Source organism: Desulfovibrio sp. (assembly GCF_041907885.1).
In the GTDB taxonomy this organism is placed as follows: Bacteria; Desulfobacterota; Desulfovibrionia; order Desulfovibrionales; family Desulfovibrionaceae; genus Desulfovibrio.
Map to the genome: position 1 here is coordinate 1 of NZ_JAYRGM010000009.1, position 26,732 is coordinate 26,732.

The following is a 26,732-nucleotide window of genomic DNA, read 5'->3' on the forward strand; positions in this document are numbered from 1 at the left end:
GCGTGGGTGAAACCATGAAGCGCCTGTCGTTCCAGAAGCTGCTGGAAGTCACCGACACTCCCGCCGCTGCCTACCATGTGAAGGAACCGCGTTCCAACCCGTACATCTTCTTCAAGGAAGAAGAAGTGCCCGGCGGCTGGACCCGCGACCTCGCTGCTTACCGCAAACGCCATCAACGCTAGTCAAAGGGGGAGAAGAACATGGCTTTTATTTCTTCCGGGTACAATCCCGCAAAACCGATGGAAGGCCGCATTACTGACATCGGACCCCATAAGTATAATGAATACTTCCCGCCGGTGATCAAGAACAACTTCGGCAAGTGGCTCTACCACGAAATTCTGGAGCCCGGCGTGCTCGTGCACGTGGCCGAAAGCGGCGACAAGTGCTTCACCGTCCGCGTGGGCGGTACCCGTACCATGTCCATCACTCACATCCGTGAGCTGTGCGACATCGCCGACAAGCACTGTGGCGGCTACCTGCGCTGGACCACCCGTAACAACATCGAGTTCATGGTGGACAGCGAAGCCGGCATGAAGGCCCTTCGTGACGACCTGAACAGCCGCAAGTTTGACGGTGGTTCGTTCAAGTTCCCCGTGGGCGGCACCGGCGCTGGTATCAGCAACATGGTGCACACCCAGGGTTGGGTACACTGCCACACCCCCGCAACCGACGCCTCCGGCCCGGTTAAGGCCGTGATGGACGCCGTGTTTGAAGACTTCAAGAGCATGCGTCTGCCCGCCCCCGTGCGTATCGCGCTTGCTTGCTGCATCAACATGTGCGGCGCCGTTCACTGCTCGGACATCGGCCTTGTGGGTATCCACCGCAAGCCCCCGATGGTCGACCACGAATGGGCTGACCAGCTGTGCGAAATTCCTCTGGCCGTGTCTGCTTGCCCCACCGCCGCTGTGCGTCCCACCAAGGTGGAATACAACGGCAACAAGGTGAACTCCATTGCCATTAAGGAAGACCGCTGCATGTACTGCGGTAACTGCTACACCATGTGCCCCGCGCTGCCCATCTCGGACGGCGAAGGCGACGGCGTTGCCATCATGGTTGGCGGCAAGGTTTCCAACCGCATCAGCATGCCCAAGTTCTCCAAGGTCGTTGTGGGTTACATCCCCAACGAACCCCCCCGTTGGCCTTCGTTGACCAAGACCGTGAAGCACATCGTTGAAGTGTACGCGGCCAACGCCAACAAGTACGAACGTCTGGGCGACTGGGCCGAACGCATCGGCTGGGAATCCTTCTTCAAGCTGACCGGCCTTGAATTCACCCACCACCTGATCGACGACTTCCGTGATCCCGCCTACTACACCTGGCGCCAGAGCACGCAGTTCAAGTTCTAGATATAGCTCGTTTAAACCCCGGCGGCGCATCTGCGCCGCCGGGACAGGAGAACCACCATGGCTGACGACAAAGACGTTGTTGTTGAATTTCTGAATAGCAAGTCCGGTTCCAAGTCCAAGTTCTATTTCAAGGACTTCCTTGATCTGTTCCCCGACAAGGGACCCCGCGACGTGAAAAAGATTCTCACCAAGCTGGTGAACGAAGAAGTGCTGGAATTCTGGTCTTCCGGTTCCACCACCATGTACGGCATGAAAGGCGCTGGCAAGCAGTCTGCTGCTGAAGGCGAAGAATAGTAGCTGTACAAGGCATTGGCCTAGAGGCTTTGCTTTTGGCTGCGCCAAAACGCGCTTTTTATTACGGTCAAGTACCTTGTGTACACTCCCTGCATAAAAAGCGCGTCTTTGTTTGCCAGTAGTTTTTAGGCCGCTGTCGATGTAGCCTGACAAATATTGCCAGGTTCGCATGGTTCTTTTGCCGGCGCGCAAGCCCCGGCCATGCCCGTAAGGGCGTGAGCATCCGCAAGGCGCGTCAGCCTTTGCGTGGTAGCTTTAGCAAGTTATGCCGCAACGCAAGTTGTGGCATTTCTTGTATGCGGCGGCGGAGTGCTTTGGGCGCAGGTATTCTGGTGGCGTGGCTGACCGAAGATTTTTTATCGCCACCAGCACGGTCTGGCAGCCTTGCCGACCATTGCTGACCCTCGCCGCGCTAGCCACACCCACAGCACAAGCGCATGGTTCAGGATGTTTGCCCACACACTGCTTGGGGAGGCAGCATGAGCACCTCATTTGTTTTGCCGGAAGCCGAAAAGAAGTTCCTTTCCCGCCAGGTGCGCATGTCCATTGAGGCCGGGCTGGCGGGAAAAACCGTGGCAAACATTCCGCAGCCGCCAGCAGAGGAATTTGCCGACGGCAGCCCGCTGTTCCGCACACTTGGTGCCTTTGTGACCCTGCATGTCAGCGGCAATCTGCGCGGTTGCATCGGCAATATCATAGGCCGCGAGCCGCTGTATGCAACCGTGTGGCACATGGCGCAGGCGGCGGCCTTCGCTGACCCGCGTTTTCCCGCGCTAAGCCTTTCTGAGTGGCCCCGCGTCAATATTGATATATCTGTGCTGGACGAGCTGGCTGTGTGCCCGGATCCACAGGCTGTGGAAGTGGGCCGACACGGGCTTGTGCTGCAATATGCGGGGCGCGGCGGCGTATTTTTACCGCAGGTTCCAGTAGAACAGGGCTGGGACAGGCTGGCCTATCTGGACAACCTTTGCCTCAAGGCCGGGCTGCCCATGGGTAGCTGGAGAGAACCCAGCGCGCAGCTCTATTGGTATGAAGCGGTTGTGTTCAAGGCCACAGAGTAAACGCCCCCCCCCCGCAGCGTGCGACAGGCCTTAACTGTGCTTGCACATGCCAAATGCGGGGTGTATAGTGCCAACGATTTCTCAGGGCGGGGTGAAAGTCCCCACCGGCGGTGATACGGTGCCAACAGGCCCCGTCAGCCCGCGAGCGCCCAATGTTTGGGGTCAGCAGATTCGGTGTGAATCCGAAGCCGACGGTTATAGTCCGGATGGAAGAGAACGGTTTTTTGCCGCTCACAGCAGCGGTGCGTCCTTTATTTAAAGGCGCACTTTGTGTTGCGGCCCGTCCACGCCCTGATGCACCATCTCCCGGCACTCATGCTGGAAACAGGAGAACGGAATGCATCAGTCCTCATTGTCCCTTTCGTCGTTTGGCACTGCCGAAGAACGCGTTCGCGCGGCTCTTGCTTCGTTGAGCAAGGGCGGCGGCGTTTGTGTTGTGGATGACGAAAACAGGGAAAACGAAGGCGACCTGATTTTCAGCGCGCAGCACCTTACCGTGCCGCAGATGGCCATGCTCATTCGGCATTGCAGCGGCATTGTCTGCCTGTGTCTTACAGACGACCATGTGCAGCGCCTTGAGCTGCCCATGATGACAGAGCACAACACCAACACACAGGGAACCGCCTTTACGGTGACCATTGAGGCCGCAACGGGCGTCACCACCGGCGTTTCTGCTGCCGACCGCGTGGCCACCATCAAGGCTGCTGCCGCGCCCAATGCCCAGCCAAACGATCTGCGCCGTCCTGGTCACGTGTTTCCCCTGCGGGCGCGGCCCGGCGGCGTACTGGAACGGCGGGGCCACACCGAGGCCACCGTTGACCTCATGCGCATGGCGGGCCTGGAACCCTGCGGCGTGCTGTGCGAACTGACCATGGATGACGGCGACATGGCCCGTCTGCCCGAAGTTGCCAACTTTGCGCGCGCCCACAACATGCCCTTATGCAGTGTTGAGGATATTGCCGCGTGGAGGTTGGCCATGGGTGATCTTTACCTCGCCGCCAGTGCATAATTGATGGCGCCGCGCGCGCCTTTTGCCCGCTGACAGCGTCAGGCAGGGCTTTTTGCTCTGGTCGAGTACCATTCGTACACTCCCTGAGCAAAAAGCCCTGTTTTTCTTGTCAGCGCCCAAATCCATCACGCGGTAAGGCCCCAAATTAAATGAATCTCCCCCCTATGTACCACGCGGCAAGACCTGGTCTGCTTGCAAAAAATATCGCCCGGTTCATGAATGAGCCAGGCGATGGTTTTTAAAGGCGCTGCTGTGATTAACAGAAGTATTGCTGGGGAGATTCTGTAATTTGCGTAAGCAGCTTGTAAAATTCAGTTAAATGAACACCATCAATAAAGCTGTGCAGAGCTTCTATGGCCATGGTGGTATTTCCTGAATCATCCATTTTGCCAAAAAGGAACCTGGGAACGCTGTCAACCCAGGGATCACCCCAGGGGTTGGTTGCCGACAGTATGGGAATATCCGGCACGCAGCTGAAGTAGATCAGGCTCTGGGCAGCGCCGCCCTCCGGGCAGAGGGTTGGATTCTGGTCGGCAAGGGCCCGCGCCGCACTGATGTTGCTGCTGAATACAGAAAATTTTGCATCAAATTTGGCGACACAGTTGCAATGCAATGTCCTGCCCTTGGGGATATAGGTAAAGGCCGCATCAATACTTTCAAATTCCACGGGCCGCAGATCAACTATGCGTTGCCTGAAGCTGTTGACGCGATTGGCGGCCAGCATGGCAGCAAAATAGAGGCAGTCCGTAAGCCTGTACCCGTGTTGCATTTTGAACGCGTAAACATTGGCGAGATTTACGGAAAAAGAAACACTGAAACATGGATTTTTGCGGGATTGAAAAAAACTGAAGTGCTCATTTCTTTCCCATGAGGCGTCAAGAAATTTCATAACCAATCCTGTTGCGGCATTGTTTCTTTAAAAGCGAAAATCAAGAGAGATCAGGCAGTTCAGACGCTTTGTGACAGACGCACGCTGGTGTGCGCACAAAACTGCACAGCCAGCAGCTTGTTCCGAAGCGTTGAAAACCTATTCCACAGGCGCAAGGCGCTGGGCCAGCCGGGTAAAGCGCTTGCGGGTCTTGTTGTTTTTTATGGCCGTGTGCAGCGCGCGCGATTCACCAACAAGAATCACCAGTTTTTTGCCCCGCGTTACGCCCGTGTAAATAAGGTTGCGCTGCAAGAGCACATAGTGCTGCATCATCACGGGAATGACCACTGCGGGGTATTCCGAGCCCTGAGATTTGTGGATGGATATGGCGTAGGCGGGTGCGATTTCGTCGAGTTCGTCAAAATCGTAGGGCACAACGCGCTCGTCAAAGGTGATGCTGAGGGTGCGCTCGCGCACGTCCATAAAGCTGATGCGGCCCATGTCGCCGTTAAAGACGTCCTTGTCGTAGTTGTTGCGTATCTGCATGACCTTGTCGTGCAAACGAAAACAGCGGTCGCCCCGGCGCACTTCGATACCGTGCGGGTTGAGGGCTTCCTGTAGGCTTGCGTTCATGCGGCCAGCGCCCACCGCGCCCTTGTGCATGGGCGTGAGCACCTGGATATCGTCCACCGGGTCGAGATTGAAACGCCGGGGAATGTGGTTGCGCACAAGGTCAACGATAAGTTCGGCGGCCTTTTCGGCATCGTTCTGGTGGATGAAATAAAAATCCGAGAGCCGCTCCTTGCTCGATTCCAGAGAAGGAATTTCGCCCTTGTTGATAAGGTGGGCGTTGCAGATGATCTCGCTCTCGGCAGACTGGCGGAAAATTTCGGTCAGTTCCACCACCGGCACAACGCCAGAGGTGATGATGTCTGAAAGCACGTTGCCGGGGCCCACAGAGGGCAGCTGGTGTACGTCGCCCACCAGCACAAGGGTTGCACCCAGGGGCACGGCCTTGAGCAGATGGCAGAAGAGCAGGGTGTCCATCATGGAAGCTTCGTCAACCACCAGCAGGCCGCAGGCGAGGGGGTTGTCCTCGTTGCGGGCAAAGCCGTCTTCCTTGGGGCTGTATTCAAGCAGCCGGTGGATGGTGCGCGATTCGCGGCCCGAAGTTTCAGACATGCGCTTGGCGGCGCGTCCTGTGGGCGCGGCCAGCAGAATGCGGGCGCGAACCTCGCCAAAGAGCTTGATGATGGCGTTGATGATGGTGGTTTTGCCCGTGCCGGGGCCGCCGGTAAGTACCATGACCTTGCTGCGGGCGGCTGTGCGCACGGCCTCAAGCTGCTCTGCCGCAAGAGAAATGTTGAGTTCGCCCACCACCTTGTCCACAAGGGCGTCGGGTTTTTCAAAGCGCACAGACTTGGGCGAGCGCAACAGGCGCTGGATGTAGAAGGCGGTTTTGGATTCGCAGTGGTGGTAGCGGCGCATGTACACGCCCACTTCGCCTGCGGCGTCGGGCATGTCCAGTTCTTCGCGCACGATGCGCTCGTCTGTTTCAAGCGCGGTGAGGGCGTCGTCCACCAGGCCTTCGTCAACGCCCAGCTGCGCGCAGACGGCATCGGTCAGTTCTGCCTGCGGCAGATACACGTTGCCGTCATCTGTGGCCTTTTGCAGTACGTAGAGCGTGCCTGCCTGAACGCGCAGCGGGTTGTCGTGCTCAAAGCCCAGTTTGGAGGCGGCGGCATCTGCGGTGACAAAACCTATGCCGTGGATGTCCATGGCAAGGCGGTAGGGGTTCTCGCGCACAATGGCGAGGGCCTCGGTCCCATAGGCCCTGTAGATGCGCACGGCATAGGCCGGAGTAATGCCGTGGGGTTGCAGAAAAAGCAGCAGGTCGCGCATGCCACGGTGCTCTGCCCACGAGGTGCGGATGCGGTCGAGGCTTTTGCTGCCCACGCCGCGCACCTTGAGCAGACGTTCGGGCTCTTCATCGAGAATGCGTATGGTGTCTGTGCCAAAGGCCTCAACAATGCGCCCGGCCATTTCTTCGCCAACGCCCTTGATAAGGCCAGAGGCGAGGTACAGGCGAATGCCCTCGCTGGTGGCGGGCAGCTTCTCTTCGGCATTCTGAAACTCGATCTGACGGCCAAATTTGGGGTTGTTGACCCACCGCCCGGAAACTTTGAGCTGCACCCCCGCCTGCGGATTGACCATGTGCCCGATGCACGAGACCGGATCTCGCGGGCGGGTAAGGCCCGCGCTGCCGTTGCCGCTGTTTACGCTGGCGGGCAACAGGCGCAGTACGGTGTAGCCGTTTTCTTCATTGTGGAAGACCACGCGTTCGACCGTGCCGGTAAGCTCAACAGCTTCAGGGTCTTGCAGAAGGGGCAGATTGTTCATGGATGCGGTTTGCCCTTGTTGGCGGGGTTTGCGGCCGCCTTGCGCTGGCGCGACCACCAGAACCAGTCGCACTGTTCGGCTGGCAGCTGCGGGTTTTGAGCCTGGGCCACAGCGCAACAGAATACGTCAAGGCAGCATATGTCCACGGTCTGCCCCTTGATGCGGCACAGGTCATTGTACAGGGTCTGCGGGTTGCGGCGGGCAAGTTCCTGCATGTCAGCAACCCCTAGCTGGCGCAGATCTTCGCGGGTTGCCGGGCCTACGGAACGCAGGGCGCTCAGGGGGCGGGCATCCAGCTTGGTGCTCACAGGCCAAGACCCATGCGTTGCTGCAACAGCAGGGCATCGGCCAGCGCCAGGGCCGTCATGGCTTCCAGCACCGGCACAACGCGCGGTATGGCAGCAAGGTCGTGCCGTCCGCCAATAAGAACGGATGCGGCATTGCCCTCTTTGTCCACGGTTTGCTGGGTAACCGCGATGGAGGCGATGGGTTTGACGGCGGCGTGCATGATAATGGTCTGGCCGCTGGAAATACCGCCCAGAATGCCGCCCGCGTGGTTGGAGGCAAAGGTGGCCTTGCCGGGTTGGGGCGGGTCGGTGGGGAGCAGGGGGTCGTTGTTCTGCGAACCGTGCAGCTTGGCCGCGCCAAAGCCCTCGCCCACAGAGAAGCCCTTTACCGCGCCAATGCTCATTATGGCGTGGGCCAGCACGGCTTCAAGCTTGTCAAACACGGGTTCGCCAAGGCCAGCGGGCACATTGCGGGCCTCGATGCGCACAATGCCGCCCAGAGTGTCGCCAGCCTTGCGGGCTGCCAGCACCACCTGATCCCACAGCTGGGGCATGGCCTCGGTGGCGGCGCAGTAGGGGCGGTTACGGGCGTTTTCCAGATCAAGGGCAGCCCAGTCCTGCACGGCTGTGCCGCCCAGCTCCACACAGGCAGCCATGATTTTTACGCCACGGCGTTCGAGTATCTTGCGGGCAATAACGCCGCCAGCCACGCGGGCTGCGGTTTCTCGTCCAGATGAGCGGCCGCCGCCACGGTGGTCGCGTATGCCGTTGTACTTCTGAAAATATCCCCAGTCTGCGTGCCCGGGGCGAAACACTTCGGCCAGGTTGCCGTAGTCGTGCGAGCGCTGGTCTTCGTTGGCGATGTAAAAGGCAATGGATGTGCCCGTGGTCAGCCCCTCGTACACGCCGGAGAGCAGACGCACGGTGTCTGATTCCTTGCGCTTTGTGGCGGTGGGCCCCTGGCCGGGCTTGCGGCGGTCAAGCTCGGCCTGGATGTCGGCCTCTGTGAGGTGCAGGCCCGCAGGGCAGCCGTCTATGACGCCGCCAAGGCCCACGCCGTGGGATTCGCCGAATGTTGTGAGCCGCAGGGCCTGTCCGAATGTATTGCCAGCCATGTGTACCTCGCCTTCGTTGCAGCCGCGCCGGAGCGGAGCGGTCAGGTGGCACAGTATAGGCAAGGGCGGGGCTGCTTGCAACTTGTATGGGCAGGCAGCCGTATGGGCAGACAGTAACAGGGGCAGGCAGATGCTTGCGGCATGCATGGGCAGACGAAAGCCAGGGACAGACGGCGCGGGAAAAAACAAGGGGCAGAAAACCCCACAAGGAGTTTTCTGCCCCTTAAAAGGGCAAGTATGCGCAGTGCGCTAAATCTTGGCGGCAGTGCGCAGATCGTCCACAGCGTCGGTTTTTTCCCACGAGAATTCGGGCAGTTCGCGGCCAAAGTGGCCGTAGCACGAAGACTTCTGGTAGATGGGGCGCTTGAGGTCGAGGCGCTTGCTGATGAAGTAGGGGCGCAGATCAAAAACTTCGCGCACGGCCTTGGTGAGCTGTTCGTCAGAAAGCTCGCTGGTTCCCTGCGAGGAGACAAGCACGCTCACGGGCTGGGCCACGCCGATGCAATAGGCAATCTGCACTTCGCACACCGGGGCAAGTCCTGCCGCGACCACGTTCTTGGCGATGTAGCGGCCCATGTATGCGCCGGAACGGTCAACCTTGGAGGGGTCTTTGCCAGAAAACGCGCCGCCGCCGTGGTGGCCGCTGCCGCCGTAGGTGTCCTGAATGATCTTGCGGCCAGTGAGACCGCAGTCGCCCATGGGGCCACCCACCACAAAACGGCCCGTGGTGTTGATGAAAATTTCGCAGGCCTTTTCATCAAAATAGCCGGAGGGGCCCAGAATGGGACGGATGACGTGTTCTTTCACGGCATCGGCCACATCGGCCTGGCTGGCGCTGGCGGCGTGCTGGGTAGAGACCACCACGTTGTTGATGCGCACGGGCTTGCCGTCCTGATATTCAAAAGAAACCTGGGTCTTGCCGTCGGGGCGGAAAATGTCCACCGTGCCGTCCTTGCGCACCTTGGCCAGCTGCTGCGAGAGCTGGTGGGCCCAGTAAATGGGGGCGGGCATAAGGGTGGAGGTTTCGTTGCAGGCAAAGCCGAACATCATGCCCTGGTCGCCTGCGCCCTGATCTTCGGGCTTTTCGCGCACAACGCCCTGGGCGATGTCGGGCGACTGACGGCCAATGGCGTTGATGACGGCGCAGGTCTGCCAGTCAAAGCCCATTTCCGAGCTGTTGTAGCCAATGCCCTTGATGGTTTCACGCACAACCTGGGGCAGATCGGCGTAGCCGCTGGTGGTGATTTCGCCAGCGATAACGGCCATGCCGGTGGTGACCAGTGTTTCGCACGCCACGTGGGCGTTGGCGTCCTGGGCCAGCAGGGTGTCGAGAATGGCGTCAGAAATCTGGTCGGCAACCTTGTCGGGATGGCCTTCGGTGACAGACTCAGACGTAAAAAAATACTTGCCCTTGGTTTGCATATGAATCTCCTTGGGCGCTCGCGTCAATGCGGCGCGGGTTTATGAACGGAGCAGAATATTGTCGATAAGCCGGGCCTTGCCCAGGCGCACGGCGCAGGCCATAAGCGCAGGGCCGGTTACCTCGGTAAGCGGAACCATGGATTCGGGGTGGACAATGCTGAGGTAGTCGAGCCGACCAAGGGGCAAAAATTCTGCCCAGCGGCGCAACACGGCCTCGCGCAGCAGTTTGACGCTGGTTTCACCGCTCTGCGCCAGTTTTTGGGCGTAGAGCAGAGCCTTGCGGATTTCCGGGGCGCGGGCGCGTTCGTCTGTGCTCAGGTACACATTGCGCGAGGAAAGGGCCAGGCCGTCAGCTTCTCGCACGGTTTCGCGGGTTTCAATGCGCACGGGCACATCAAGGTCGCGCACCATGCGGCGCAAAATGGCCTGCTGCTGCCAGTCCTTCTGGCCAAACACGGCCACATCTGCCTGGGTGAGCATAAAGAGCTTGAGCACCACCGTACACACACCCCTGAAATGCACCGGGCGCGAAAGGCCGCACAGCCCACGGGAGAGATCGGGAACTTCCACCCATGTGCCGTGGTCGGGCGCGTACATTGCACCCGGCTCTGGCATGAAGAGCGCGTCAGCACCCTGGCTGCGGGCCACCTCAGCGTCGCGTTCCGGGTTTCTGGGATAGGCCTCCAGGTCTTCGCCGGGGCCAAACTGGGTGGGGTTGACAAAAAGGCTTACCACCAGGCGTTTGGCCTGGGTGCGGGCAAAGGCCATAAGGTCTTCATGTCCCTGATGGTAATAGCCCATGGTAGGAACCAGAGCGATATCGTCTCCGGCTCTGTGCCAGGCCTTGCATTGGGCCGCCAGTTCTGTGGGGTTTGTTAATATCTGCATATCAAGGTATTGTGATATTGTTTGTGAAGGAACATATATACACGGGTGCGCCCCGCTTGTAAAGAAGGGCCCCGTGGGGAACATCTGCCCGTGCCGGGCGGAGTGCTTGACCCTGCCTGTTGCTGTGGGCATAACAGGCGATGGGGGTATACATGCTGAAACCGTTTTATCAGGGCAAACTGGATACATTCTGCGCCATTTACGCAGTGCTCAACGGCTTGCGGCTGACCCACAATATTCGTGTGCTCAAGGCGCGTGATATTCTCAATGAAACGCTGATGGGCCTGGCGGCATCGCCCGATGCCTTTCGTGCGGTGCTGGAACAGGAAACAGACTATTGCGGCCTTGTGGACGGCATGCTGCGCGTTCAGAGCCGCTCTTTTCCGCTTGAGGTGCGTCAGCCGTTTACGGACGAGGACGATCCCTCGGTAGAACAGGTGTGGGAATGCTGCCGTACATGGCTTGCCCCCGGTAGCGGGCGCGCCGTCATATTCCGTTTTATGCGCCACCTCACCCCTGACGGCCCGCCAGTGAACAGGCACTGGACCACGGCTGATTCTCTTGCCAACGACGTGCTGCATCTTTTTGATTGCAGCCACGAGGCCGAGGCCATCCTGAACGTGCGCAAAGACAGTTTTGTGACCCGCGCAAACGATATCTGCGAGGGAAAGCTGTTGCATATCCAGCCGTATACCATGCGCCTGCTGCGCCTGCCTTTTTAGCGGGCCATTCCAAAAGTCTGTCCGTCACGGGCCATTCTCGCTTCGGTTTTTTGGACCGGGGCATTTGTGCGTTGCGCCCCAATAAACAAAGCCCCTTGCGGGGCGGTGCTGAAGCTGCACGGGCAGAACAGAATGGCAATGGGGAAGGCCCGGATGCGGTCAGTATTCCCTGAAGGGGGCCTCGGTGCTGATGGGCAGGCCCAGGCGGATGGCGTCTTCCTTCAGCTTTGGGTGTACCCAGAAGGCCTTTTCCTGCACAAAGCAGAGAACCTCAAATTCTGCGGTATCCACCGGGCGGGACTAATAAAAACCCTGCGCGCAGTTACAGCCGCTGTTGAGCAGAAAACGTGCGTGTTCCTTGGTTTCCACGCCTTCAGCCACAATGGTCATGTCCAGATCATGGGCAAGGGCAATGGTGTTGCGGGCCACGATCTGACCGCGACGGTTGGTTGTTCCGTCGCTGATAAAGGCCCTGTCGAGCTTTACCACGCTGAAAGGCAGATCGCGCAGGGTGCTCAGGGACGAATACCCTGTGCCAAAATCGTCCATGGAGAACACAAATCCCGCCGCGCGCAGTTCGTTCATCAGCCGCACCAGACGCGGTTCGTTGGCAAAAAAGGCGCTTTCGGTCAGTTCCAGCTCCAGCATGTGCCGGGGCAGATTGTATTTGTTCATCAGGCTTACAAGTTTGGCAGGCAGATCATCGTCGTTAAAGTGCAGGCGCGACATGTTCACCGAAATGGGCGTGGGATCGTATTTTTTGTCCAGCCAGATGCGCAGGGTCTTGCAGGTCTGTTCCCAGATATAGGCGTCAAGTCGCATGATAAAGCCGTTGCGCTCAAAAAGCGGAATAAAACGGCCGGGCAGGATGAGGCCGTCCGTGGGGTGCTGCCAGCGCACCAGAGCCTCGGCTCCCACAATGCGGCCACTGGAAATCTGCACCTTGGGTTGCAAAAAAAGTCTGAACTGGTGTTTTTCCAGCGCTTCGTACATCTGGTCTGTGATGTAGCTTTCGTCGTGCAGGCGTTTGCGCAGGGCATCGTCGTAAAAGGCAAAGTTGGTTATGTCACTGCCCTTTACGGTTTTTTGTGCCAGATAGGCCCAGTCGCACAGGATATGTGCCGGGGTGCGCGGGTTCTCCACCGGGCAGATGCCAAAAAACAGTTTGACGCGGAAGGTGTCCGAATAGTGTTCGAGCCGGAGTGAGAGCGCCTGAACAAATTGCAGAGACCGCTCGGAACCGCCCGTAAGACATACTGCGAAAACATCGGCGGTAAGCCGGGCAAAAATTTCTTTTTCGGCCGTGAGGCGCTGGCGTATGAGGCGGGCTATGCCGCGCAGCAGGCGGTTGCCTTCCTCCAGCCCAAAAGATTCATTGATGGCCTTGAATCCGGCCACGTCAAAACGCAGTATGCAATACTGCTCATTGGGCCGGTTTTTGATGAGCTTGTCGATTTTTTCAAAAAACGTTTGCGTGTTGTACGCACCGGTGAGGGGGTCATGCTCGGCGCGCAGGCGCAGGGCCTGCTCGCTGCGGGTGGCGGCGTCCACATCGTTGAGCGTGCCGATGTAACGGTCGTCCGATTCACCGTCGTCAAGCTTGGTGTAGGTGACCTTGCACCAGATATACTGCCCGTCGCGGCGTCGCAGGCGAACTGTCATTTCGCCCGATCTGATGCCAAGGGCCAGCCGTGCCAGGCAGGTGTCAAAGGGCTCCATGTCGCCCGTGTAGAGCACGTCGTCCTCACGCCACACGTCAAAAGGATTGCGGCCATCGTAGTTGCCAGCCAGCAGGTCGGGGATACGCTGGCTGAGGTAGGTGAGGTCGTTGCCGCTCCATTCAAAAACAAGGGTGCGCGTGTGGTCCACCACGGCCTTGTAGGGCAGGGCGTCGAGCTTCTGCCTTTGCAGAACCTCGTTTTCATGGCTGATCTCGTCTACGGCTTGCGGCTGCTCCAGGTCTTCGGCGCACACAAGGTACATGTGGCCGCTGCCTTGTTTCAAGGTCGGAAAAACCGTGATACGTACCTGATGGTATGCGCCGTCGAGGGCCTTTATGCGTATGCTTTCGGCAGTCAGGGCGGGGGAGGCTGCAAGGCGCTGCTGCAAAATATGGGGTGTCAAAAAACAGGCGAACCGTTGGGCATCGTCTGGGTGTACCATGTCCAGTTCTGCACTGATTTTTTCTGACAGCGAAAGTTGCGGGGCCGTGGGAGCAAACTTGGCGGGGTTGTGGTAAACGCTGCTGAAAACATCGGCCTCAAAATCTATGAGACAGATATCAAAATATCGGCCTTGCAAATCGGCTGAAGAACTGGCCGCCCCGGCAGCGACCGTAGCCTGTCCTCCAGAGGGTAGGCTGGCTGAATTGTTGGGTTTTGCCGGGGTTTGCATTTTCATTCATTTTCGCCTTTCGGCAGCTGACAGGGTAGTAGGGTTGTTCAACAACAGGCTAACGGTAGCACCTCAACTATCGTTTTGCAAATTTGTAGATTCCTGTGCCCAGCGCGGGTATGGCGGTTTTGACTCTGCCGGTACGCTGATGACAATCACCCCGACCGCCTGTATTGTACCCGTATGACAACAGCAAAAATTTCTTCTCTCAAGGTCTGGTCGCTGAGCCTTGGCTGCCCCAAAAACCGTGTGGACAGTGAGCGTCTGCTTGGGTCGCTGGGTATTGCCGTGCAACATGTGGAACACATGGGCAAGGCCCGCCTGGTTTTTATAAACACCTGCGGCTTTATTGATCCTGCGGTGCGTGAATCGGTGCGCGCGGTGGTAGATGCCATACAAAGGCTTGGCAAGTGCAAAACAAAGCCCCTGCTTGCCGTTGGCGGCTGTATGGTGGGGCGTTATGGCGCTGCGGAGCTGGCGGCAGAGCTGCCAGAGGTGGATGTTTGGCTGCCCACGGCAGACATGGCGCGCTGGCCTGCCACGGTGGCCGCAGCCCTTGGCCTGCCAGAGCCGCCTGTGCGTATTCCGGGCGGCGGCAGGCTGCTCTCAACCGGCCCTTCGTATGCATGGCTCAAGGTGGGCGAGGGGTGCAGGCACAAGTGTGCGTTCTGCACCATTCCTTCCATCAGGGGCGGGCTCAAATCGCTTACCGCCGAGGACATTGCCGACGAGGCCAGGGCCTTGCTGGCACAGGGCGTGCGCGAACTCGATCTTGTTGCACAAGACCTTACCTCGTGGGGCGTTGATCTGGGCCTCAAGCACGGCCTGCCCAGCCTGCTGGAAAAGCTGGTTGGCCTTGAAGGGCTGGCTTGGCTGCGTTTGCTCTATCTGTACCCCAGTGGGGTGACGCCAGAGTTGCTGCGTTTTATACGCGATTGCGGCGCGCCCCTGCTGCCGTATCTGGATATTCCCCTGCAGCATGCGCATACCGATGTGCTTTCGCGCATGGGGCGGCCCTTTGCGGGCGACCCCCGGCGTGTGCTCGACACGGTACGGGCGGTGTTGCCCCATGCCGCCTTGCGCACGACCTTTATTGTGGGCTACCCCGGCGAAACCGAGGAGCACTTTGAAGCCCTGTGCCGGTTTGTGGAAGAAAGCCGCTTTCATCATGTGGGCGTGTTTGCCTATCAGGCCGAAGAAGGCACCGTGGCGGCCACCCTGCCCGACCAGGTTCCCGATGAGGTCAAACAGTGGCGGCGCGATTCGCTCATGGAGATTCAGGCCGATATCAGCAACGAATATCTTGCGTCCCATGTGGGCAGCCGCATGCAGGTGCTGGTGGACGCTCCGCACCCCGACTGGCCGGGTCTGTACAGCGGCAGGGTATGGTTTCAGACGCCAGAGGTGGACGGCATCACCTATGTGAGCGGGCCGGGCATTGTGCCCGGAGCCCTGGTGGAATGCGATATTGTGGAAAATACGGATTACGACCTTACAGCGCTGGCCTGATCCTGTCATATCTGCGGGTTCAATCCCCATGCAAAATATCCCCGAAGGGCGAACCCTTCGGGGATATTTTGGGAAACGTGCTAGGCACGCCCTCAACCAGCGTTAGCCGCCGATAAGCTGCATGGCCATCTTGGGCATGCTGTTGGCCTGCGAGAGCATGGCCACAGACGACTGGGTGAGGATCTGGTTGCGGACAAACTTCGTCATTTCCGTGGCCACGTCCACGTCGGAAATACGAGATTCAGCCGCCTGCAAGTTCTCGGCCTGGGTAGTCAGGTTGGAAACGGTGTTTTCCAGCCTGTTTTGCAGAGCACCCAGATGTGCGCGGATCTTGTCCTTGGAAACCACGGCGTTGGTCACAGCCACAAGTGCCTTCTGAGCGGCATCCTGTGTGGAGATGGTCGATCCGTCGCGCATTTGGCCGTCGGCACCGACAGACTGGTTACCCACACCCAGGGCCGAAGCGGTGCTCGTGCCGATCTGGATGTAGTAGTAATCTTCTGCCGAGTCGTTGGCGGTGCCAAAGTGGATCTTCATCTTGCCTGTGGAGGTAAGTCCATCAGGCGTGCCTTCACCAGTACCCGTGTGGGTGTTGCTGGACAGATTGCCGTCCAGCAGATGGATTCCGTTGAAGTCCGTGGCATTGGCGATTCGGGTAATTTCCGAAGCCATGGCCTGGTACTCCGACTCGATCATCAGACGCTGGGTGGAATCGTACGTGCCGGTGGCAGCCTGTTCGGCCAGTTCCTTCATGCGGGTCAGCTTTTCGTCGATGATGCCCAGGGCGCCGTCGGCAGTCTGAAGAAGGGAAATGGCGTCGTTGGCATTACGCACACCCTGCTGCAAGGCAGTGATGTCGGTACGCATCAATTCGCGGATGGCGAGACCTGCGGCGTCGTCAGCCGCAGAATTGACGCGCAGACCTGTGGACAGACGCTCGGTAGAGGTCTTCAGATCGCCGTAATGCGAGGTCAGGTTGTTGGCAACGTTGGTAGCCATTGAGTTGTTATTAATATACATGACATTCCTCCATGAATGTTCTGTCTGCCCGGTGGCGCACTATGCGCGCCCGCTTCCATGCGGGCTGCCACCGTTCATCCCGCAATAAATTGCGGGGAAAAAGTTTTCCGAAACCGGCCATCTCCGGCAGGGCCGAGTCTGGCTGTAGCCCTAAACAACAGGCGCTTTTGCTCATCTGATTCGTGGCTTCAGAGGGGCAATATTTGCCTGAAAACCTGCACTGCGTTTACAGCAGGATTCATGCCAGAAATTGAGGTCTGTTGTGTCAAGATACTGGCAACAGCAGGGTCAAGGGCGGACAGTCAAAAGGCGTGGCGGTGAGTCTGAAAAAAAATATACAGATATCTATATGATACGGGGTCGTTGCCGTGAGCGCACGGCAAAAAAAATCCGCATGCCCCCAAAAATAACGAGCTGTGCGGATCTGCCCGCCGATGCAGGTCAAAGCGCGCGTAGTGAAGATGCCCTGATTTTGGGGCAGACTGGGGAGTGTGCCTGGGGAAGAATGAAGGCGGAGTGGTTTGATGGGGCAGCATTTGCCCACAAGGCATTTGCGCCAGGGCATAAAAAAAGCCGAACCGCGAACGGCTCGGCTTTTCATAAAAGCTTGTTGTTATGGCCTTAAGGCTCTCCCCAGCCTCGCGGCCAGTTAGGGGCTGTTGCCCTCCACCACCTGGTTTTACCGCTAGCCAGAAATCAGCGACATGGCCATTCTGGACATGCTGTTGGCCTGCGAAAGCATGGCCACCGAAGACTGCGTGAGAATCTGGTTGCGAACAAACTTGGTCATTTCAGTGGCAACGTCCACATCGGAAATGCGCGATTCTGCCGCCTGAAGGTTCTCTGTCTGCGTGCTCAGGTTAGAGATGGTGTTTTCCAGCCGGTTCTGCAACGCGCCCAGATGTGCTCGAATCTTGTCCTTGGAAATAACGGCATTGTTAATGGCCACCAAGGCCTTTTGCGCCGCATCCTGGGTAGAAACGGTGAGCCCGTCGGTTCCCACAGCCTGGTTGCCCACACCAAGGGCCGAAGCTGTGCTCGTGCCGATCTTGATGTAGTAGTAGTCTTCGGCAGAGTCGTTGGCGGTGCCAAAGTGTACCATGAGCTTGCCGGTAGAGGAAAGACCCTCAGGCGTACCTTCACCAGTACCCGTGTGGGTGTCACTGGACAGATTGCCGTCCAGCAGATGGATGCCGTTGTAGTCTGTGGCGTTGGCGATTCGGGTAATTTCCGAGGCCATGGCCTGGTACTCCGACTCGATCATCAGACGCTGGGTGGAATCGTACGTGCCGGTGGCGGCCTGTTCTGCCAGTTCCTTCATACGGGTCAGCTTTTCGTCGATGATGCCCAGGGCGCCGTCGGCAGTCTGAATGAGGGAAATAGCGTCGTTGGCGTTACGCACGCCCTGTTGCAGGGCGGCGATATCGGTACGCATGAGTTCGCGAATGGCCAGACCGGCGGCATCGTCCGCAGCGGAATTGATGCGCAGACCCGAAGAAAGTCGCGAGGTAGAGGTTTTCAGATCGTTGTAATGCGTGGTCAGATTGTTGGCCACTTCAGAGGCCATCGAATTATTATTGATATACATACATTCCTCCATGAATGCTGTATGTCACGGGTGGCGCGAAATGCCGACGCGTCCTTGCGTGCTACCACCTTTTGTCTATTTAATCGGCGCGTGCGCCAAAAGTATTAGGGGTCGGCGCAAAAATGCTGGCTTGAGAATATTCTCGTAATATGCTGAATATAAAAATTTTTTTGGGAATACGGTTTTGAAGATCTGAAATAAAGGGGAATTTTTTTCCGCCTCCTTGCCGGGGCGGCAGCAAAATTTGCCGGGCGCATGCGGAACAGCCGTATGCCCATAGGTTTTGCATCGACTCTGGCCAAGGTGGGAGAATGGCCAAGTGGAGCAGATGTGCTGTGGCACTGGCCTGGGGCACTGGCCTGGGGCACAGGTCTGGATCACTGGTTTGCGGCAAAAAAGAAGGCGGCGGGCGTAGGCAACGCCCGCCGCCATTGCGGCAATCAGTCTCTGCCGTGGCAGGCCTGATTCGGAACAGATATTTTTAGCAGTCCTTGCCCACCATGTGCAGCAGGCGCAGCAACTGGTTGGTAAAGCCGGATTCGTTGTCGTACCAGATGAGCAGCTTGACCATGGTGCCGTCAAGCACCTGGGTGGAAAGCGCGTCTACCACGCCGCCGTGGGTGCTGCCCTTGTAGTCGATGGACACCAGCGGTTCTTCAGAAAAGCCCATGTTGGCGGCCAGCGCGCCCTTGCTGGCGGCCTGAAGGGCCGCGTTGACAGCGGCGGCATCACAGGATTTTTCCACTTCGCAGGTCAGGTCTACCAGCGAGCAGTCAAAGGTGGGTACACGCACCGACATGCCGTTGAGCTTGCCTGCCAGTTCGGGCATCACCTGGCCCACGGCCTTGGCCGCGCCGGTGCTGGAGGGAACCATGGAAACGGCAGCCGCACGGCCGCGACGCCAGTCCTTGTGGGTTCCGTCCAGAATGCGCTGGCTCATGGTGTAGGAGTGGATGGTGGTCATGAGCCCGTGGCGGAAACCAAAGGTTTCGTGCAGCACCTTGACGGCAGGGGCCAGACAGTTGGTGGTACACGATGCGGCAGAAATGATGTTGTGCTTGGCACCGTCATAGATGTGGTCGTTTACGCCCATAACAATCATGGCGTCCACATCCTTGCCGGGTGCAGAGATAACAACCTTCTTGGCTCCACAGGCCAGGTGCTGGGCAAGCCCTTCCGCGTCCTTGATGGTGCCGGTGGTTTCCACGGCAAGCGTTACGCCCAGGCGTGCCCATTCCCATTCGCCCGCCTTGCAGCGGGTAACGGCGATGTGGCGGCCATTGACGATGATGCCGTTCTCATCGTGATCAACCGTGCCCTGAAAGGTTCCGTAAGTGGAATCATACTTGAAAAGGTAAGCCAGTGCGGCATTGTCCGCACGTGCGTTGATGGCGGCGATCTGGATGTCTTGATTGTCGGCCATAAGACGCAGCAGATAGCGGCCGATACGGCCAAAGCCGTTCATTCCAACTTTCACGGGCATGATTCGCGCTCCTTGGGGCGTAGGGATTAGGCTTTATTTGAAGATCCCATGACATTGCGGATCTTGTGGGCCACCATGTTTTTGACGGCATCGCGTGCGGGGGTGAGGTAGGCGCGCGGGTCAAACTGCTCTGGGTGTTCGGCCAGATTCTGACGGATGGAAGCGGTAACGGCCAGACGAATGTCCGTATCCACGTTGATCTTGCACACGCCCATGCCTGCGGCCTGGCGCAGCATGTCTTCGGGCACGCCCTTGGCGCCGCCCACTTGACCGCCAAACTGGTTGCACTGGCTCACAAATTCCTGCGGAACGCTGGAAGCGCCGTGCAGCACCAGGGGATAGCCCGGCAGCTTGTCGCCAATGCGGGCCAGACGGTCAAAATCAAGCTTTGCTTCGCCCTTGAACTTGTAGGCTCCGTGGCTTGTGCCAATGGCAACGGCCAGAGAGTCGCAGCCCGTGCGGTTCACAAATTCCACAGCTTCGTCGGGGTCGGTGTACACGTGCTCGGCAGACTGCACGTGTTCTTCAATGCCCGCCAGTTTGCCCAGTTCGGCTTCAACCCACACACCTCTGGGGTGGGCATAGTCCACAACCTGCTTGGTCAGGGCAATGTTTTCTTCAAACGACAGATGCGAGCCGTCGATCATCACCGAGGTAAAGCCGCCGTCGATGCAGTCGCGGCACATTTCAAAGCTGGGGCCGTGGTCGAGATGCACCACCACGGGGATGGAAGGGTCGAGCGCCAAGGCGGCTTCCACCAGTTTCATAATGTACACCTGGCCGGCATACTTTCGTGCGCCCGAAGAAACCTGAAGAATAACAGGAGATTTTTCCTCGGAGGCCGCACTCATGATGCCCTGGATGATCTCCATGTTGTTGACGTTGAAAGCGCCAATGGCATACCCGCCGGTATAGGCGGCAGCGAACATTTCTTTGGGATTGATAAGAGGCATGGTTTCCTCCAGAGGGGTCTGGCAGTGAGGGCGGTTAAAAAAGCCGTGTCGCCCGAAAAGACTCGTTTGCACATACACCAAATTGCCACAAAGGGGAATGCCTGCCGCCCGATTGGGGGCAGACTTTCCTCTGTTGCTGGCGTGCGGTGGCGGGCAGGCACTGCAAATGCATTTGCCCTGCGCGCCTGTAGCGCACAAGCGGCGGCAGCGTCAAGGGGGCGTTGCCGTTCCTTTATTTTTTCGGCGGGTTGCGCTGGCGGCAGATGTATATCTTGCCTGCTCTTACCCCAGGCGCATGCCCGCCAGCGCGCTGAGCCCCGCCGCGTCGGTAAAGTCAAAGCGCAGCGGGGTAAGGGTAATATAGCCCCGGTTGAGCAGGTCTTTGTCCGAATCTGGCTCGATGGTTTCGGGCGGAATTTCGCCCTCAAGCCACCAGTAGGGCGCACCGCGCGGGTCGAGGCGCTCGCTGTAGGTATTTACCCACACGGCGCTGGTCTGGGGGCAGACGCGCAGGCCTTTGGCCTCCTCCAGCGGGCAGGCCGGATAGTTGACGTTGAGCACGCGGCGGCGGCCCAGCTGCGACCAGTCTATGCGCTCTGCCAGGGCCACCAGATGCCGGGCCTGGGGCATCAGATCGCCATTTTTTACCTTGTAGCAGTCGTGCGAAACGGCAATGCTTGGCAGATCTTCGTGCGCTGCCTCGGTGGCAGCACCCACAGTGCCTGAATAGAGAATGTCCGGTCCAACATTGGGGCCGGCATTGATGCCGGAAATAATCATGTCGGGTTTGCGGGGCAGCAGCTGGCCCAGGGCCAGTTTGACGCAGTCAGTGGGTGTGCCGTAAATACCAAGGCCCTTGAAATCGGGCTCTTCAAATTCCATGGCCCGTACCGGCTCGAATACGGTCAGCGAGTGGCCCACGCCCGATTGCTGGCTCATGGGCGCAACAACATGCACCGTGTGGCCCGCTTCAAGCAGCGCCGCGTAGAGTGCGCGCAGCCCGCGCGCCCGGATGCCGTCGTCGTTGGTCAACAGAACGTCCATTTGACAATACCTCGGAAAGAAGGGAAATTCGCCCTAAGGCCCGCGTGATTTCAGTGTTTGGCGCGGCCTGGCAATTCAGAATGTTCCGCGTCCGGGCATGCCCGTGCGGAAAACAGCATACGCCCGGCGCACAGGCGCGCCGCTGGAACAATATATGGAAAAAGGCTGTTACGTCAAAGATATTGCCCCCGCTTCGGAGGCGCGCGGCATCTTCGTGGTTACCCAGGCGGCGCAGGGCCAGTCGCGCAACGGGCCGTACTGGCGGCTTACCCTGGCTGATGCCAGCGGCAGTGTGGAATCAAAGATATGGCATCCGCTGAGTGCCGAATTCAGCGAGATTGCGGCGGGTTCGCTGGTGTGGGCCGAGGGGCGCGCCGGTCTGTACCGCGATCAGGTGCAGCTGACGGTAGAGCAGATGCGGTTTCTGGATGAAGAAGAAAGCGCCAGCGTGGACCACGCGGCTCTCATGCCTGCCAGTCCGTATCCGCTGGATGACATGCTCGACGAGCTGCAAGAGCTCATCAAAAAGGAATTTGTACACGCGCCGTGGCGCAAGTTTGTGCAGGGCTTTTTTAACAACGACGAGATGCGCGCGGCCTTTCGCGTGTGCCCGGCGGCCAAGGGCGTACACCACGCCTACGTGGGCGGGCTGCTTGAGCATACGCTGAGTGTGTTTACGCTTTGCCGCCGCATTGCCGACCAGTATCCGCAACTTGACCGGCAGACCTTTCTTGCGGGAGCGTTGTTCCACGATATTGGCAAGATTCGCGAATTTTCGGGCGGTATCGCCAACGACTATACCGATGAGGGCCGCCTGCTGGGGCACCTTATGCTGGGCATTGAAATGCTGGAGCCGTTTTTGGCCAAGTCCGGGCTGGAGGAGCCGTTGCAGCGGCATCTCAAGCACCTGATACTGAGCCACCATGGCGAGCTGGAGTTCGGCGCGGTGCGCGTGCCGCATACTCCCGAAGCCATGGCCCTGCACTATGCCGATAACCTGGACGCCAAGATGGCCCAGTGCCGTGGCCTGTTTGCCCAGATAGAGGGCGAGGGCGAAGCCTGGACACCGTGGCAGGCTACTCTGGGCCGCCCCGTACACCGGGCCGCGCGTACGCCAGACAAAGCCGCCCCCGCAACGCGCAAAAAAGCGGTGAAAGAAGAATGTTTATCACTTTTGAAGGTATAGAAGGCGCGGGCAAGTCCACGGCCATCAACTATCTTGCGGGTTTTTTACAGGAGAACGGCCACGACCCCCTGTGTACACGTGAGCCGGGGGGCTGTGCGCTTGGGCGCAGCCTGCGCTCCATATTGCTCGATGCCCGCACGCGCGAGCTTTCAAGCCGGGCAGAGCTTTTTCTGTTTCTCGCAGACCGGGCGCAGCACGTGGCAGAGATCATACGGCCCGCGCTGGAAGCGGGGCAGCCCGTGCTGTGCGACCGTTACACCGATTCTACCCTTGCCTATCAGGGGCACGGGCGCGGGCTGGATACGGAATATCTGCGCAGGCTCAATCAGGCGGCCACGGGTGGCTTGCAGCCCGATCTGACCCTGCTGCTCGACCTGCCTGTGCGCTGCGGGCTTATGCGGGCGGGCGAACGCAACCGGCAGGAAGGTCTGGTTGTTTCCGAAGGGCGCTTTGACGCCGAAAGCCTCGATTTTCATACACGGGTGCGTCAGGGCTACCGGGCGCTGGCCGAGGAAGAGCCGGAGCGCTTTGCCATTGTGGACGCTTCGCAGCCGCCGGAAGATGTTGTTTTGCAGTGCCGCTCTGCCATAGAGTCGCATTTGCGGCAGCGGGGCAGAGGGCTGGAATAGTTTTTTGTTCAGGGGCAAGACCCGCAACCAGCTTTCGAAATACTGGCCGTGCTGGTTTTGCCCAACGTCCCGTTTTACCCACAGCCTGCCATGCAGGCTTTTGGCGCGGCATGCGCGCCCCAGGAGAGTTTATGTACGAATGCTACACCATTGAAGTGGAAGGCGCTGGCCTGCGTTTTGGCCCCCGCAAGGACAGTGGCAAGGATCTGGCCTATCTGCCGGGGCAGCCGCCCAAGGGCTATACTCTGGTGAACCTCATCGGCGACCCCGGTTTTCTGCACTGCGCCGTGTTTCGCAAGGACGGCGGGGCGGGCGGCTTTTTTGCCCTGCACGATACCGAGGGTGTGCTGTTCCTGGCCGTGGCCGAAAGCAACCTTGCCTACGGCATGGGCCTTGCGCACATGGGCCGCATGGTGACATATGCGCGCTATGGCGCAGACATTTTTGAAGAACTTGGCGACGGTGATGACTGAGACCCCGCTGCCGTCGCTGGTGGCGGCCCGCAGTCTTGGGGTGGTGTTTTTCCCCGCCTTTGACTGGGCCATCTCGGCCTCGCATCCTGAGCGGGAAGAACGCCTGCTCTACACCCGCGACCAGCTGCTTGAAGAAGGCCTGTTCGACATCCCCGGCATCACCGAATACCGCCCTGCCTTTGCCACCCATGCCCAGCTTGAGCGCGCGCACTTTTGCCTGCCCTCGGCTGCGGCGGTGAGCACCGACTCGCATCTGGCCTCGGCGGGCGGGGCCATCCGCGCCGCGCAACTGGTGCTTGAAGGGCGCGAACAGCGGGCCTTTGCCCTGGTGCGGCCCCCAGGGCACCACGCCATGCGCGTGGTTCACGGCAACCGGGGCTTCTGCAATATCAATAACGAAGCCGTGATGGTCGAATACATCCGCGACCACTACCCGCACCCGGATGGCCGCCCCCTGCGCATCGCCATTGTGGATACGGACGTACACCACGGCGACGGCAGCCAGGATATTTTCTGGAACGACCCGCACACGCTGTTTATTTCGCTGCATCAGGACGGCCACACCCTGTACCCAGGATCCGGTTTCATGCCCGAATGCGGCGGGCCTGGCGCGTTGGGACGCACCATCAACATTCCCCTGCCGCCCGGAACCTCGGACGAAGGCTATCTGTACGCCATCGAGCATGCCGTGCTGCCCATTCTGGAAGATTTCAGGCCCGACCTGATCATCAATTCCGCCGGGCAGGACAACCACTTTACCGACCCCCTGGCCAACATGAAGCTTTCGGCCCAGGGCTATGCGGCGCTCAATGCGGCCTTGCAGCCGCACATTGCGGTGCTTGAAGGCGGCTATTCCATACGGGGAGCCCTGCCCTACGTTAATCTGGGCATCTGCCTTGCGCTGGCGGGCATGGACGCCTCTGAAATCTGCGAACCGGGCTGGACGCCGGAAGCCACGCGTCAGCAGCCGCAGATCGGCGAATACATTGCCAAGCTGTGCGGGCAGGTCAGGGATGTGTATTTTCATCCTCCGGCGCGGCCCACCGAGGGCGAGGAATCCAACGGCTGGTGGGTGCGCCGCAAGCATGTTTTTTATGATACCGACATGCTGCGCGAAGGGCAGACCGAGGCCTGGCGGCTGTGCGGCCAGTGCTCTGGCCTTGGGCGCATAGAAACCGCTTCCGAGCGGGTGGCGCGTTCGCTGTGTGTGCTGGTTCCGCGTCATGCCTGCCCGCAGTGCCGGGCAGAGGGAAGCGCACTGGCCGAACTGGCGCGCAAGAGCGGGCGCTACGCCCATGTGCTGGTGCTTGACGGCGACGACACCCGTGCGGGAACAGCTGAAAAAACAGCGCCCAGGTGTTGAGGTGACAGTTTTTATGCGCCTGCCTGTTGACGCCGGAACATTTACGGGCCATAAGGCCGATTCTGCGCGCGGCGTAACGGCTCTGTCACGCCACGCGGGCATTATTGCTGCCGGTGCGGCCATGCGGCTACAGGCAGCACGGGGCCCTCTGGGCATTGTATGAAAATGGCGGCGCGGCCTTGCCGCGCAGTGGTATAGGACCTCTTCCATCACGGAGAAGGAACATGTCTCATATTCTGATTATTGGCGCGGGCGGCGTAGGCAGCGTTGTTGTTCACAAGTGCGCACAGGTGCTCAAGGAAGGCGGATTTTCAAAGGTAACGCTGGCAAGCCGCACCCTTTCGCGCTGCGATGCCATCGCGCAGAGCGTAAAGGCCCGTCTTGGCGTAGAAGTTGCCACCGCACAGGTGGACGCGGACAACGTGCCTGAACTGTGTTCCCTTATCCGGCAGATAAAGCCCGATGTGGTGTGCAACGTGGCCCTGCCGTATCAGGATCTGCACATTATGGATGCTTGCCTTGAATGCGGGGTTCATTATGTGGATACGGCCAACTACGAGCCGCTCGACACCGCCAAATTCGAATACAAGTGGCAGTGGGCCTATCAGGACCGTTTTCGCGAGGCTGGGCTCACGGCCCTGCTGGGTTCCGGCTTTGACCCCGGCGTCACCAACGTGTACGCGGCCTGGGCGCTCAAGCATCAGCTGGACGAAGTGCATGTGCTCGACATCATCGACTGCAACGCGGGCGACCACGGTCAGCCCTTTGCCACCAATTTCAATCCCGAAATCAACATTCGCGAAGTCACCGCGCGCGGTCGCTACTGGGAACGGGGCGAGTGGGTGGAAACCGATCCTCTTTCCTGGTCCATGAATTTTGACTTCCCCGACGGTATCGGCGCCAAGAAGTGCTTCCTCATGTATCATGAAGAGCTCGAATCGCTGGTGCAGAACCTCAAGGGCCTGCGCCGCGCACGCTTCTGGATGACTTTTTCGGAAAACTACCTCAACCACCTCAAGGTGCTCGGCAATGTGGGCATGACCCGCATCGACCCCGTGAACTTTCAGGGGCAGGACATCGTGCCCATCCAGTTTCTCGCCAAGCTGCTGCCCGACCCGGCCTCGCTTGGCCCCCTGACCAAGGGCAAGACCTGCATCGGCGACCTCATGCGCGGCCTCAAGGACGGCAAGGAAAAGACGGTCTACGTGTACAATATCTGCGATCACGAAGAATGCTACGCAGAGGTGGGTTCGCAGGCCATTTCGTACACCACGGGCGTGCCCGCCATGATCGGCACCAAGATGGTGGCCCAGGGCGTGTGGCGCAAGCCCGGCGTGTGGAACATGGAACAGTTTGACCCCGATCCCTTCATGAAGGATCTGAATGTCTATGGCCTGCCCTGGCAGTGCCTGGACGTGACCGGCAAAATTTAGCCAGTACGCTGGTTTGATTGTTGCAACAACTCCGGTGTCTGCCTGGGCAGGCCCGGAGTTTTTTTATGGTCAGTCGGGCGGCTTGTCAGGCAATGGGCTTGTGGGTAACAATAATTGCAGGGTTAATATGGGCAGGAGTAACAGTCTTTTCTGCGTTTGGCAGAGCGTTTTTGAGCGCGCAGGCATGTCGGGCAGCGGCTTTTGCAGCGGGCGTACCTGTAATGTGCGTATGGCAAGGTAACTTC

General features: G+C 59.1%; 26 protein-coding genes, 1 pseudogene and 1 riboswitch. Of the genes and pseudogenes, 14 read left to right on the forward strand and 13 right to left on the reverse strand.

Annotation, left to right across the window (positions count from 1 at the left end; translation table 11 throughout):
- The 5 genes and pseudogenes from ACE3NW_RS06565 to ribB form a co-directional block, all read left to right on the forward strand.
- Window positions 1-182 (forward strand): annotated as a pseudogene (locus ACE3NW_RS06565) (sulfite reductase, dissimilatory-type subunit alpha); the annotation flags it as partial.
- Window positions 183-200: 18 nt separating this feature from the next.
- On the forward strand, window positions 201-1,346 hold the full coding sequence (dsrB, locus tag ACE3NW_RS06570; RefSeq protein ID WP_374281631.1) for a dissimilatory-type sulfite reductase subunit beta: 1,146 nt from the start codon (window positions 201-203) through the stop codon (window positions 1,344-1,346).
- A gap of 57 nt (window positions 1,347-1,403) precedes the next feature.
- Window positions 1,404-1,640: a dissimilatory sulfite reductase D family protein gene (locus tag ACE3NW_RS06575; protein WP_374281633.1), complete on the forward strand. Its 237-nt coding sequence runs from the start codon at window positions 1,404-1,406 to the stop codon at window positions 1,638-1,640.
- Between the two features lie 479 nt (window positions 1,641-2,119).
- The gene (gene amrA, locus ACE3NW_RS06580) at window positions 2,120-2,701 is read left to right on the forward strand and encodes an AmmeMemoRadiSam system protein A (protein ID WP_374281635.1); all 582 of its coding nucleotides are present in this window, start codon (window positions 2,120-2,122) and stop codon (window positions 2,699-2,701) included.
- A gap of 73 nt (window positions 2,702-2,774) precedes the next feature.
- A riboswitch (FMN riboswitch) is annotated at window positions 2,775-2,923 on the forward strand.
- A 115-nt stretch (window positions 2,924-3,038) separates the two neighbouring features.
- Window positions 3,039-3,710, forward strand: a complete 672-nt coding sequence (gene ribB, locus ACE3NW_RS06585) for a 3,4-dihydroxy-2-butanone-4-phosphate synthase (RefSeq protein WP_374281637.1) — start codon at window positions 3,039-3,041, stop codon at window positions 3,708-3,710.
- A 256-nt stretch (window positions 3,711-3,966) separates the two neighbouring features.
- Here ribB and ACE3NW_RS06590 read toward each other — a convergent pair whose 3' ends face one another.
- The 6 genes from ACE3NW_RS06590 to panC form a co-directional block, all read right to left on the reverse strand.
- The gene (locus ACE3NW_RS06590) at window positions 3,967-4,599 is read right to left on the reverse strand and encodes a CatA-like O-acetyltransferase (protein ID WP_374281639.1); all 633 of its coding nucleotides are present in this window, start codon (window positions 4,597-4,599) and stop codon (window positions 3,967-3,969) included.
- 138 nt (window positions 4,600-4,737) lie between these two features.
- A complete protein-coding gene (locus tag ACE3NW_RS06595) occupies window positions 4,738-6,978 on the reverse strand; it encodes an ATP-dependent RecD-like DNA helicase (RefSeq protein ID WP_374281641.1) in 2,241 nt (746 codons plus the stop codon).
- Entirely contained in the window at window positions 6,975-7,286 is a 312-nt protein-coding gene (locus tag ACE3NW_RS06600; protein ID WP_374281643.1) for a helix-hairpin-helix domain-containing protein, read from the reverse strand. Before ACE3NW_RS06600 ends, ACE3NW_RS06595 begins: the two co-directional genes overlap by 4 nt.
- Window positions 7,283-8,380: a chorismate synthase gene (aroC, locus tag ACE3NW_RS06605; protein WP_374281645.1), complete on the reverse strand. Its 1,098-nt coding sequence runs from the start codon at window positions 8,378-8,380 to the stop codon at window positions 7,283-7,285. Before aroC ends, ACE3NW_RS06600 begins: the two co-directional genes overlap by 4 nt.
- Before the next feature lie 249 nt (window positions 8,381-8,629).
- On the reverse strand, window positions 8,630-9,802 hold the full coding sequence (metK, locus tag ACE3NW_RS06610; RefSeq protein ID WP_374281647.1) for a methionine adenosyltransferase: 1,173 nt from the start codon (window positions 9,800-9,802) through the stop codon (window positions 8,630-8,632).
- Window positions 9,803-9,841: 39 nt separating this feature from the next.
- Entirely contained in the window at window positions 9,842-10,690 is an 849-nt protein-coding gene (panC, locus tag ACE3NW_RS06615; RefSeq protein WP_374281649.1) for a pantoate--beta-alanine ligase, read from the reverse strand.
- 152 nt (window positions 10,691-10,842) lie between these two features.
- Here panC and ACE3NW_RS06620 point away from each other — a divergent pair, with 152 nt between their 5' ends.
- Window positions 10,843-11,412, forward strand: a complete 570-nt coding sequence (locus ACE3NW_RS06620) for a hypothetical protein (protein WP_374281651.1) — start codon at window positions 10,843-10,845, stop codon at window positions 11,410-11,412.
- A gap of 159 nt (window positions 11,413-11,571) precedes the next feature.
- On the opposite strand, the gene ACE3NW_RS06625 is transcribed toward ACE3NW_RS06620, so the two are convergent.
- Both ACE3NW_RS06625 and ACE3NW_RS06630 read right to left on the reverse strand, forming a co-directional pair.
- Window positions 11,572-11,703 carry a hypothetical protein gene (locus ACE3NW_RS06625; protein WP_374281653.1) on the reverse strand — a complete coding sequence of 44 codons (132 nt, stop codon included), beginning with the start codon at window positions 11,701-11,703 and terminating at the stop codon, window positions 11,572-11,574.
- 9 nt (window positions 11,704-11,712) lie between these two features.
- Complete coding sequence (locus ACE3NW_RS06630; RefSeq protein WP_374281655.1) at window positions 11,713-13,812, reverse strand: putative bifunctional diguanylate cyclase/phosphodiesterase; 2,100 nt, start codon at window positions 13,810-13,812, stop codon at window positions 11,713-11,715.
- Window positions 13,813-13,989: 177 nt separating this feature from the next.
- On the opposite strand from ACE3NW_RS06630, the gene rimO reads away from it, so the two are divergent.
- Entirely contained in the window at window positions 13,990-15,315 is a 1,326-nt protein-coding gene (rimO, locus tag ACE3NW_RS06635) for a 30S ribosomal protein S12 methylthiotransferase RimO (RefSeq protein ID WP_374281657.1), read from the forward strand.
- A gap of 102 nt (window positions 15,316-15,417) precedes the next feature.
- Here rimO and ACE3NW_RS06640 read toward each other — a convergent pair whose 3' ends face one another.
- Together ACE3NW_RS06640 and ACE3NW_RS06645 are read right to left on the reverse strand one after the other, a co-directional pair.
- The gene (locus ACE3NW_RS06640) at window positions 15,418-16,335 is read right to left on the reverse strand and encodes a flagellin (protein WP_374281661.1); all 918 of its coding nucleotides are present in this window, start codon (window positions 16,333-16,335) and stop codon (window positions 15,418-15,420) included.
- Between the two features lie 685 nt (window positions 16,336-17,020).
- Complete coding sequence (locus ACE3NW_RS06645; RefSeq protein ID WP_374281663.1) at window positions 17,021-17,923, reverse strand: flagellin; 903 nt, start codon at window positions 17,921-17,923, stop codon at window positions 17,021-17,023.
- Between the two features lie 270 nt (window positions 17,924-18,193).
- Here ACE3NW_RS06645 and ACE3NW_RS06650 point away from each other — a divergent pair, with 270 nt between their 5' ends.
- Window positions 18,194-18,388, forward strand: a complete 195-nt coding sequence (locus tag ACE3NW_RS06650; RefSeq protein WP_374281665.1) for a hypothetical protein — start codon at window positions 18,194-18,196, stop codon at window positions 18,386-18,388.
- Between the two features lie 16 nt (window positions 18,389-18,404).
- On the opposite strand, the gene gap is transcribed toward ACE3NW_RS06650, so the two are convergent.
- From gap to surE, 3 genes are all read right to left on the reverse strand, one after another.
- Complete coding sequence (gene gap, locus ACE3NW_RS06655; RefSeq protein WP_374281667.1) at window positions 18,405-19,406, reverse strand: type I glyceraldehyde-3-phosphate dehydrogenase; 1,002 nt, start codon at window positions 19,404-19,406, stop codon at window positions 18,405-18,407.
- 26 nt (window positions 19,407-19,432) lie between these two features.
- On the reverse strand, window positions 19,433-20,359 hold the full coding sequence (fba, locus tag ACE3NW_RS06660; RefSeq protein WP_374281669.1) for a class II fructose-1,6-bisphosphate aldolase: 927 nt from the start codon (window positions 20,357-20,359) through the stop codon (window positions 19,433-19,435).
- A 282-nt stretch (window positions 20,360-20,641) separates the two neighbouring features.
- Window positions 20,642-21,403, reverse strand: a complete 762-nt coding sequence (surE, locus tag ACE3NW_RS06665) for a 5'/3'-nucleotidase SurE (RefSeq protein ID WP_374281671.1) — start codon at window positions 21,401-21,403, stop codon at window positions 20,642-20,644.
- Between the two features lie 154 nt (window positions 21,404-21,557).
- Here surE and ACE3NW_RS06670 point away from each other — a divergent pair, with 154 nt between their 5' ends.
- The 6 genes from ACE3NW_RS06670 to ACE3NW_RS06695 all read left to right on the forward strand — a co-directional run bounded on the left by ACE3NW_RS06670 (window position 21,558) and on the right by ACE3NW_RS06695 (window position 26,487).
- On the forward strand, window positions 21,558-22,589 hold the full coding sequence (locus ACE3NW_RS06670; protein WP_374281673.1) for a 3'-5' exoribonuclease YhaM family protein: 1,032 nt from the start codon (window positions 21,558-21,560) through the stop codon (window positions 22,587-22,589).
- A complete protein-coding gene (gene tmk / locus ACE3NW_RS06675) occupies window positions 22,565-23,218 on the forward strand; it encodes a dTMP kinase (RefSeq protein ID WP_374281675.1) in 654 nt (217 codons plus the stop codon). Before ACE3NW_RS06670 ends, tmk begins: the two co-directional genes overlap by 25 nt.
- Before the next feature lie 131 nt (window positions 23,219-23,349).
- The gene (locus tag ACE3NW_RS06680; protein ID WP_374281677.1) at window positions 23,350-23,691 is read left to right on the forward strand and encodes a hypothetical protein; all 342 of its coding nucleotides are present in this window, start codon (window positions 23,350-23,352) and stop codon (window positions 23,689-23,691) included.
- A complete protein-coding gene (locus tag ACE3NW_RS06685; protein ID WP_374281679.1) occupies window positions 23,684-25,054 on the forward strand; it encodes a histone deacetylase in 1,371 nt (456 codons plus the stop codon). Before ACE3NW_RS06680 ends, ACE3NW_RS06685 begins: the two co-directional genes overlap by 8 nt.
- Before the next feature lies 1 nt (window position 25,055).
- The gene (locus tag ACE3NW_RS06690) at window positions 25,056-25,217 is read left to right on the forward strand and encodes a hypothetical protein (RefSeq protein ID WP_374281681.1); all 162 of its coding nucleotides are present in this window, start codon (window positions 25,056-25,058) and stop codon (window positions 25,215-25,217) included.
- Between the two features lie 61 nt (window positions 25,218-25,278).
- Complete coding sequence (locus tag ACE3NW_RS06695) at window positions 25,279-26,487, forward strand: saccharopine dehydrogenase family protein (RefSeq protein WP_374281683.1); 1,209 nt, start codon at window positions 25,279-25,281, stop codon at window positions 26,485-26,487.
- Window positions 26,488-26,732 lie beyond the last annotated feature (245 nt).

Excerpts from the sequence above, each read along its gene's own strand:
- ACE3NW_RS06680 (WP_374281677.1), top strand. The coding sequence starts at position 23,350 with ATGTACGAATGCTACACCATTGAAGTGGAAGGCGCTGGCCTGCGTTTT.
- tmk (WP_374281675.1), top strand. The coding sequence starts at position 22,565 with ATGTTTATCACTTTTGAAGGTATAGAAGGCGCGGGCAAGTCCACGGCC.
- panC (WP_374281649.1), bottom strand. The coding sequence starts at position 10,690 with ATGCAGATATTAACAAACCCCACAGAACTGGCGGCCCAATGCAAGGCC.
- ACE3NW_RS06595 (WP_374281641.1), bottom strand. The coding sequence starts at position 6,978 with ATGAACAATCTGCCCCTTCTGCAAGACCCTGAAGCTGTTGAGCTTACC.
- ACE3NW_RS06685 (WP_374281679.1), top strand. The coding sequence starts at position 23,684 with ATGACTGAGACCCCGCTGCCGTCGCTGGTGGCGGCCCGCAGTCTTGGG.
- fba (WP_374281669.1), bottom strand. The coding sequence starts at position 20,359 with ATGCCTCTTATCAATCCCAAAGAAATGTTCGCTGCCGCCTATACCGGC.
- ACE3NW_RS06630 (WP_374281655.1), bottom strand. The coding sequence starts at position 13,812 with ATGAAAATGCAAACCCCGGCAAAACCCAACAATTCAGCCAGCCTACCC.
- ACE3NW_RS06695 (WP_374281683.1), top strand. The coding sequence starts at position 25,279 with ATGTCTCATATTCTGATTATTGGCGCGGGCGGCGTAGGCAGCGTTGTT.
- ACE3NW_RS06575 (WP_374281633.1), top strand. The coding sequence starts at position 1,404 with ATGGCTGACGACAAAGACGTTGTTGTTGAATTTCTGAATAGCAAGTCC.
- ACE3NW_RS06670 (WP_374281673.1), top strand. The coding sequence starts at position 21,558 with ATGGAAAAAGGCTGTTACGTCAAAGATATTGCCCCCGCTTCGGAGGCG.
- ACE3NW_RS06620 (WP_374281651.1), top strand. The coding sequence starts at position 10,843 with ATGCTGAAACCGTTTTATCAGGGCAAACTGGATACATTCTGCGCCATT.
- metK (WP_374281647.1), bottom strand. The coding sequence starts at position 9,802 with ATGCAAACCAAGGGCAAGTATTTTTTTACGTCTGAGTCTGTCACCGAA.
- dsrB (WP_374281631.1), top strand. The coding sequence starts at position 201 with ATGGCTTTTATTTCTTCCGGGTACAATCCCGCAAAACCGATGGAAGGC.
- ACE3NW_RS06645 (WP_374281663.1), bottom strand. The coding sequence starts at position 17,923 with ATGTATATCAATAATAATTCGATGGCCTCTGAAGTGGCCAACAATCTG.
- rimO (WP_374281657.1), top strand. The coding sequence starts at position 13,990 with ATGACAACAGCAAAAATTTCTTCTCTCAAGGTCTGGTCGCTGAGCCTT.
- aroC (WP_374281645.1), bottom strand. The coding sequence starts at position 8,380 with ATGGCTGGCAATACATTCGGACAGGCCCTGCGGCTCACAACATTCGGC.
- ACE3NW_RS06590 (WP_374281639.1), bottom strand. The coding sequence starts at position 4,599 with ATGAAATTTCTTGACGCCTCATGGGAAAGAAATGAGCACTTCAGTTTT.
- ACE3NW_RS06650 (WP_374281665.1), top strand. The coding sequence starts at position 18,194 with ATGCCCATAGGTTTTGCATCGACTCTGGCCAAGGTGGGAGAATGGCCA.
- ribB (WP_374281637.1), top strand. The coding sequence starts at position 3,039 with ATGCATCAGTCCTCATTGTCCCTTTCGTCGTTTGGCACTGCCGAAGAA.
- surE (WP_374281671.1), bottom strand. The coding sequence starts at position 21,403 with ATGGACGTTCTGTTGACCAACGACGACGGCATCCGGGCGCGCGGGCTG.
- amrA (WP_374281635.1), top strand. The coding sequence starts at position 2,120 with ATGAGCACCTCATTTGTTTTGCCGGAAGCCGAAAAGAAGTTCCTTTCC.
- gap (WP_374281667.1), bottom strand. The coding sequence starts at position 19,406 with ATGCCCGTGAAAGTTGGAATGAACGGCTTTGGCCGTATCGGCCGCTAT.
- ACE3NW_RS06640 (WP_374281661.1), bottom strand. The coding sequence starts at position 16,335 with ATGTATATTAATAACAACTCAATGGCTACCAACGTTGCCAACAACCTG.